Here is a 5,000-nt window from a genome sequence, read left to right as displayed (position 1 = left end):
GGTGGTCCTTCAGCACCGGCAGGTGCCGGATCCGCCGGTCGGTCATCCGTCCCATCAGGATGGCGACCGTCTCGCCCGGCTCGGCAAACACCACCTCGCGCGTCATATAGGTGGATACCGCGTTGCTCAGGGCCTCGGCCCCGTCGGCCGTCACCGCCCGCACCACGTCCCGTTCGGAGAAGACGCCGGCCACCCGGTCGCCGTCGCACACGATCAGGGCGCCCACCCTTCGGCTGTCCAGCTCGGCGCACGCCTCGGCCACGGTCGTCTCGGGCGCGATGGAGAAGACCTCCCCGCCCTTGGTTTTCAGGATCTCCGCGACCAGCACATCAGGCCTCCTTCCCATAAGTCGTTCTTGGGAGCGGCCGACGGCCGAAGAGCCGAAGCCGCTTCAGGGGACAGGATCACCCGTTCCGGCCGCCGAATCAAACCTTTCGTCGGGCCGGGCGAACACGCGTGCGAGAGGACCGATGGCCAGGATGCCGAACAGGAAGCCGAAGGCGTGCGCTTCCCAGGCGATTCGCGCGCCTTCCGCCCCCGGCGCGAACCCGATCAGACCGATCACGGCATTGACGCCCATCCACGCGATCGCCGACCGGATCACCCCCCCGTCGGTCAGGGGCAGTACCCTTCCCCGCCCGCCCAGCAGCCGGCTCGCCGCCCCGATCAGGCCGAACACGCCGCCCGACGCGCCGACCAGGGGATCCAGGCCTCCCCAGTGCAGCAGACCATATCCCAGCGTCGCGGCGGCGCCCGACACTATATATAGGGCGAGGAAGACCCCGACCCCGGTTCCGCCGCCGAACAGCCGGGCCAGGGGCGCGCCGAAGGTCAGGGCCCCGACCGCGTTCATCAGGGCGTGGGCCCAGCCGCCGTGCACCAGCATGGAGGTCACCAGCCCGGCATACCGTCCCTCGGCCAGGTCGACCGGGCGAAACGCCAGCTCCAGCCAATAGGTGTGGGCCCGCTCCTGAAACCAGTAGAGCGCCGGCATCGATGCACCGAGACTCAGCGCCACCAGCGGGACGTTGAAGATTCGCTCTCTGGGGGGTGGGCCGTCGAATCGGCCGTCGGACGGCTCCATGGCCTCCAAATGCGCAGCCCCCTGGGTCACATCAAGCGCTTCTTAATAACCCTATCCCATTTTGGCACGCGGACCGCGCCCTGCGGTCGTGTCTAGAGTTCGCGTGGGACCTGTCGAAATGCGCCTGATCCGGACAACCGGAGCCCTGATCGCCCTGGCTCTCGCCGCATCCTCCGCGGTCGCTCAGGTATCGGGCTCCGCCAGCATGGCCCCGTTCCAGAACGGCTATGGCGGCGCGCGCCAGTCGGTCACCACGGCTCAGACCGGCTCGACGCGGGATCAGAACGGCAACCGCCTGATCGTCGACGGCATCATCCAGGCGGGGGCCACGGCCTATTCGCGCCAGTCCGGCGGCGTCAGCCAGGGCTACAGCGGCGCGGGCGGCCAAGGGTCGACCATCGCCGGCTCCACCGCCATCGGCAACAATCTGAACGTCGTGGTCCAGGGCAGCCACAACACGGTCATCGTCAACTCGCGTCAGACCAACTCGGGCGACGTCACCGCCCGCACCGACCTGACCGGCACCCTGACAGGCTTCGAATGACGTTGCGCCCCCTCTTTCGCGCCCGGGTCCCGGCCGCGCTCGCCGCCTGCGCCCTCGCGCTCAGCGCCTGCGTCAGCCCGACGGCGGGTCCGGGCGGCCTCTATGCCCGCCCGATCGGCAACGCTCCGGTCACGGCGAACCCGACCCCCTATTCAACCGCCCTCTACTGCATGGCCGACTATGCCCGGCGCTACGGCCTGCCCTCGCCGCGCATGGCGATCGGCCGGATCAGCGACTACACCGGCTCGGTCTCGGCCGACGGCGGACGCCAGATCACGCAGGGCGCCTCCCTGATGGCCACCTCGGCCCTGGCCAAGGCGGGCGCCCAGATCGTGGAACGCTACGACACCTCCATCTCGGAGCTGGAACTCCGCTACGCCAACAACCGCCTGATCGCCGACGAGGGCGGCACGCCCGAGAACCCCAACTATCGCCGCATCCTGGCGGGCCAGGTGCCCGGCTCGGACTTCTATCTGATCGGCGGCATCACCGAGGTGAACTACAACATCCGCTCGGCCGGCTTCGACGCGGGCGTGGGCGAGACCGACACCGACACGCCGGGCTCGGGCCTGATCCAGGGCAAGATCTACGTCATGAACGTCGCCATGGACCTGCGCCTGGTCCAGACCACAACGCTCGAGGTGGTCGACGTCATCTCGTATCAAAAGCAGATCATCGGCCGCGAGATCTCCGCCGGGGTGTTCGACTTCCTGAACGGCAACGTCTTCGACGTCTCGGCCGGCACGGGCGGGATGGAGCCGGTCCAGCTGGCGGTCCGCGCCCTGATCGAACGGGCGACGCTGGAGATGATGGCCAATCTGTACGGCGCGCCGGGCCCGGAGGTCTGCCTCAGCGCCGAGAACGATCCGCTCAACACCGTCGGCGCGACCGGGGGCTACTACCCCGCCTACGACAACACGGGAACGAACAATGGCCAGACTCGCGCCGATCCGTCTCGCTGGCACGATCGCCGCGACGGCGATGTGCGTCGCAGCCGCTACTGAGTCTTTCGCTCAGGAGCAGGACAGCCGCGTCCTCAACAACCAGCTTCAGCTCGGCGACGTCATCTCGGGCGTGACGTTGAACGTCGAGGACGCCGAGGGCGAGGTCGCGGTCGACAACGCCGCCCAGGGCAACAGCCTGTCCGGCGCGGTCCAGAACGGCACGCTGGACCTGTCGTCCTCCCAGACGATGAACGGCGACACCCGCGCTTCGACGACCGTCGTCGCCACGGGCGATACCCAGGGCCCGCTCAACACCACGACCCAGGCGCGCGGAAACTCTCTGGCCGCCGGTGCCTACGGGGCCGACCTGACGATCGAGGCCAATCAGGTCGTCGGTCCGACCGAGGTCACCGCCACCAACGCCCAGACCAACGAAGGCGCCCGGCTTCTGGGCGGCGCCTCCATGGGCTCGACCGCCATCGCCAACACCACCGCCCTCGGCGGCACGGGGGCCCGGGTGGAGGGAACGGTCATCCAGGGCTCCGACGCCGGCGTCCGCTCCGAGACCTTCCTGGCCAGCCAGTACGTCCCAGCGACCGCAGAGGTCATCGCCCAGTCCCTGGGCAACGCCATCGCCGTCAACTCCGACGCCGCCTCCAGCCAGGGCCTGACCCTGCGCCAGCGCCAGGCCGGCGACGCCGTGACCGCCAACGTCAGCGCCAATGCCGGCAATGCCTGGGATCTCGCCGGTCGCGCCCGCGCCACGGCCAACCAGTCTGTGCTCTACAATCAGGGCGGCTCGGTCGTCGTCACCACCGACCAGTCGAACCTGTCCCAGGTCCGGTCTTCCACCGTCGTCACCGCCTACGACTACGGCGCGGCCACCGCCAATGCGGCGGGCACGGGCAACGAGGTCTCGATCGGCAACAACGACCGCTACGTCGAGATCGACAACGCCCAGGTGAACTCCGGCGGGGTCGAGGTCACGTCGGAGTTCGCCGGCGCTTTCGGCTATGACGTCCGCGTCGGCGCCGAGGCCACCGGCAACGCCGTCACCGGCTATGCCTGTTCCGAATGCGAGGGCCAGATGGTCGTGACCAACGACCAGACCAACTCCGGCCCGGTCAGCGCCCGCTCGACCACCACCATCCAGGGCTCGGCCCGCAGCGTGGTCACCCGCGCGACGGCCACCGGCAACACCGCAACCTTCTACGTCTCGCGCCCCCAGTAGGGGGGGGCCTTCCCGGTCAGAAATACTCGGCGTTGGCCGGGCACTGGGCCGCCAGACGGCGCGCGGTGATGCTGGCCGGCAGATAGGGCGTGCCCCGCGCCAGCTGGGCCCCGCCGCTGAACCGGAACGCCTCGGGCTCATAGGTCCCCCTCAGCCGCACATTGACGCGACGCCCGCGCGGGTCCGTGCAGACGCCCTCGAAGCGGGTGCGCCCGTTGCCGACCTCACGCACCGGGTATTCGCACCGCCAGCGCCGGGTCGACAGGCCGCCGAAGAAGCGGTTGATCTCGCTGGGCCGCACGCATTTCTGCTCGGTGTCGCGGATGCCCACCGCGCTGGTGGTGTATTCCCAATAGCCCGGCAGAACCTCGCTGGCCGAGGCCTGGGCCTGGGGCGAGGACGCCGGCGCGGCCAGCAGGGCGGCCCCCGCCAGGGCGGGCGCGGCGATGGCGAGCGTGCGAAGAACAAGGGCGGGCATGGTCATGGTCGTCTCTTCCCCCGGACAGTCCGGTCATCCTAGTCAATGAATCACGGCGATTGAACGACACATGAACCGGGCGCCGGCCGGGCCCTAAAGCCTTGACGACGGCGAGCGCCTTCGACTATACGGCCCCCTCTCGCGCGGAGGGCGTCCCTTCCGCGCGCTTCTGTTTATTGCGCCCGCCATGATCCCGGCGGCGCTTGCCCAAGGATCTGACGATGTCTCGTCGTTGCGAACTCACCGGCGTCGGCCCGATGGTCGGCCACTCGGTCAGCCACTCGAACATCAAGACCAAGCGCCGCTTCCTGCCGTCGCTGAAGAAGGTCAAGCTGGCGTCCGAGGCGCTCGGCCAGTCCTACACCCTGCGCATCTCCAATGCGGCCCTGCGGACGCTGGACTTCAAGGGTGGCCTGGACCCCTTCATCGTCAAGGCCAAGGACGAGCAGCTGTCCCTGACGGCCCAGCGAATCAAGCGCCAGGTCAAGGCCAAGCTGGCCGAAGCCGCCGCCTGAGCAGTTTCGAAATCCCGATCTGAAAAGGGCCAGTGGAAACGCCGGCCCTTTTCTTTTGTCTCATGCTGAAGCGATGAGGGGCAGCCGCAGGGATTCATCACAGCGAACACAACGAGTTCACAACGGACACAACGGGACCGAGCAGGCGGCCAGGTCTCCGACCGCTTGGCCCCAATAGCCCGACCCCCAAGGGCGGCTCCGCCG

At 68.9% G+C, this 5,000-nt stretch carries 7 protein-coding genes (1 of these 7 running past the window's edge); 4 read left to right on the top strand and 3 right to left on the bottom strand.

Going from position 1 to position 5,000, the window contains the following annotated elements; genetic code table 11:
• On the bottom strand, nt 1-328 hold the 5' portion of the coding sequence (locus ABN401_RS09475) for a CBS domain-containing protein (protein ID WP_349684603.1). It extends 101 nt beyond the left edge of the window; only the first 328 of its 429 coding nucleotides appear in the window; the start codon lies at nt 326-328; the stop codon falls past the left edge of the window.
• A gap of 63 nt (nt 329-391) precedes the next feature.
• On the bottom strand, nt 392-1,114 hold the full coding sequence (locus tag ABN401_RS09470) for a rhomboid family intramembrane serine protease (protein ID WP_349684602.1): 723 nt from the start codon (nt 1,112-1,114) through the stop codon (nt 392-394).
• Between the two features lie 88 nt (nt 1,115-1,202).
• Here ABN401_RS09470 and hfaA point away from each other — a divergent pair, with 88 nt between their 5' ends.
• The 3 genes from hfaA to hfaD are packed head-to-tail and all read left to right on the top strand — an operon-like array spanning nt 1,203 to nt 3,803.
• Nucleotides 1,203-1,628, top strand: a complete 426-nt coding sequence (gene hfaA, locus ABN401_RS09465; protein ID WP_349684601.1) for a holdfast anchoring protein HfaA — start codon at nt 1,203-1,205, stop codon at nt 1,626-1,628.
• A complete protein-coding gene (hfaB, locus tag ABN401_RS09460; RefSeq protein ID WP_349684600.1) occupies nt 1,625-2,632 on the top strand; it encodes a holdfast anchoring protein HfaB in 1,008 nt (335 codons plus the stop codon). Before hfaA ends, hfaB begins: the two co-directional genes overlap by 4 nt.
• Nucleotides 2,559-3,803, top strand: a complete 1,245-nt coding sequence (hfaD, locus tag ABN401_RS09455; RefSeq protein WP_349684599.1) for a holdfast anchor protein HfaD — start codon at nt 2,559-2,561, stop codon at nt 3,801-3,803. The genes hfaB and hfaD overlap by 74 nt, the downstream gene beginning before the upstream one ends.
• Nucleotides 3,804-3,819: 16 nt before the next feature.
• On the opposite strand, the gene ABN401_RS09450 is transcribed toward hfaD, so the two are convergent.
• Nucleotides 3,820-4,287, bottom strand: a complete 468-nt coding sequence (locus tag ABN401_RS09450) for a DUF3617 domain-containing protein (protein ID WP_349684598.1) — start codon at nt 4,285-4,287, stop codon at nt 3,820-3,822.
• Nucleotides 4,288-4,502: 215 nt separating this feature from the next.
• Between ABN401_RS09450 and rpmB the strand changes: the two genes are divergently transcribed.
• Nucleotides 4,503-4,796, top strand: a complete 294-nt coding sequence (gene rpmB, locus ABN401_RS09445; protein WP_349684597.1) for a 50S ribosomal protein L28 — start codon at nt 4,503-4,505, stop codon at nt 4,794-4,796.
• Nucleotides 4,797-5,000: the final 204 nt, after the last annotated feature.

The sequence above is a fragment of the Brevundimonas aurifodinae genome (assembly GCF_040195595.1).
Classification (GTDB): domain Bacteria; phylum Pseudomonadota; class Alphaproteobacteria; order Caulobacterales; family Caulobacteraceae; genus Brevundimonas; species Brevundimonas aurifodinae.
The sequence above is the reverse complement of the archived record's forward strand: the minus strand, read 5'-3'. Positions and strand labels throughout refer to the sequence as shown.

Excerpts from the sequence above, each read along its gene's own strand:
- hfaA (WP_349684601.1), top strand. The coding sequence starts at position 1,203 with ATGCGCCTGATCCGGACAACCGGAGCCCTGATCGCCCTGGCTCTCGCC.
- hfaB (WP_349684600.1), top strand. The coding sequence starts at position 1,625 with ATGACGTTGCGCCCCCTCTTTCGCGCCCGGGTCCCGGCCGCGCTCGCC.
- hfaD (WP_349684599.1), top strand. The coding sequence starts at position 2,559 with ATGGCCAGACTCGCGCCGATCCGTCTCGCTGGCACGATCGCCGCGACG.
- ABN401_RS09450 (WP_349684598.1), bottom strand. The coding sequence starts at position 4,287 with ATGACCATGCCCGCCCTTGTTCTTCGCACGCTCGCCATCGCCGCGCCC.
- rpmB (WP_349684597.1), top strand. The coding sequence starts at position 4,503 with ATGTCTCGTCGTTGCGAACTCACCGGCGTCGGCCCGATGGTCGGCCAC.